This window comes from Segatella copri (genome assembly GCF_026015295.1).
GTDB classification, from domain to species: Bacteria; Bacteroidota; Bacteroidia; order Bacteroidales; family Bacteroidaceae; genus Prevotella; species Prevotella copri_C.
This window is the reverse complement of the sequence record NZ_JAPDUW010000006.1, coordinates 1-1,414: the sequence shown is the minus strand read 5'-3', so window position 1 is coordinate 1,414 and position 1,414 is coordinate 1. Positions and strand designations below refer to the sequence as shown.

The 1,414-nt window shown below is 50.3% G+C and carries 2 protein-coding genes; both read right to left on the bottom strand.

What is annotated here, in order from left to right; translation table 11 throughout:
• Window positions 1–242 (bottom strand): hypothetical protein (locus tag ONT18_RS17255; protein WP_264907294.1); only part of this gene is annotated, 242 nt, incomplete at its 3' end.
• A 17-nt stretch (window positions 243–259) separates the two neighbouring features.
• Window positions 260–1,414: T9SS type A sorting domain-containing protein (locus ONT18_RS17250; RefSeq protein WP_264907293.1), on the bottom strand; the 1,155-nt coding region annotated here is incomplete at its 5' end.

Genomic DNA, 1,414 nt, shown 5'->3' with positions numbered 1-1,414 from the left:
TTGGTCATGGCAAAGTCAAGCTCAGGAACATTCTCCTCTCCGATAGAGTTCACGGAAAGGCTTCTGTTCCGAATGAGGTCTTTCTGAAGAACGACCAGTTTGCTACCTCCTACGGAGATACTGTCAGAGACACCCTTCTTGAAGAGTTTTCTCACGGCTGTCCCGTCCTTTGCCGAAAGGGACAGTGTGGCGGCAAGCAGTAAAACCAATGCCCACGCCACCTTCTGTATATAATTCTTCATGCGTATCTTCCTTTAAGTTACTTTACTGAGATTTTCCTTGTATGCTCCCCATTCTCGGAGATTGCCTTCACGACATACACACCCGATGCGGGAACCTTGAAGTCGGCCTGCTTGACGCTTTCGCCTGTCATTTGGCGTGACACTACCAGTTTGCCTGATACGTCAAACACCATCAATGTGGCTGCAGCAGGCTTGTCCTGTGTGAGTTTAGCCTCGTAGATGCCTGTCGTAGAACCGTTGCCATTGACAGTGAAATCCTCGTCTTCTCCAGAAATGAAGGAGTTGTCAGCCTGTCTGTCCGAGCTGCCCACATGGTTCTCCCTTGCCTGTGTTCCGTTAGGCATACTTGCATCACACTCGCTGCCGACATAGACGGTCATCGTTGTCGTACACTTCTTGGGTGTTTCTATCTGCACGTTGCCCCTTGTGGTGAATGAGGTTACAGGCGTACCGTTTACGGTAAGGTCTGTGATATGTGTCTCGCCCTTTCCGTACTTGATGCAGAACCGCCATGCACGAAGTGACCAGACATATTCATGATGCACGGTCTGTCCGTTCAACTTGTATGTGACCTGCATATTGCGGACTGTAACACTGAGCACATCGCCAGGCTTGATGGTGACATATTTGGTTAGGCTTGTATATCCACCGGTTATGATATGCGCCTTGTCGCCCCGCACGTCGAAGCCATATTGGGTGATCTCGTCCGTGAGGCTTGGCTCCAATCCCACACGGTAGTTTGATTTTGTATCGTTCACCGTCCATGAGATGTCGCCAGACAGATAGGTCCTGGTGTCATGTGAGTATGAGGTGTAGAGTGCGTTGCCAGTGGCATAAATCTCGTTGCCTCCACCTTGTGATACGGACAGCGCATAGGCGCCGGGGGCAAGATTCGTGATTCTATGCGTGTCACCGAAGAATGTTCCTCTGGCAATGGTTTCTCCTTTTACTTTTCCTGCAACGGTGTCAACGCTGAGCACATAGGAATAGACTGGTGTACCGATGTTGATGCCGATGTCGATATACCCGTCATTGCGTGGAACTCCATTCTCGCAACTTGACGGCGTAGGAGTGGCATCATAGGAAATGCCGTCATAATAGGCGAATGTGAACACATCGCTTCCGCTTCCGTCTGCATCCCATAGGATATTGCGGAATATGGTCTTGCCCCT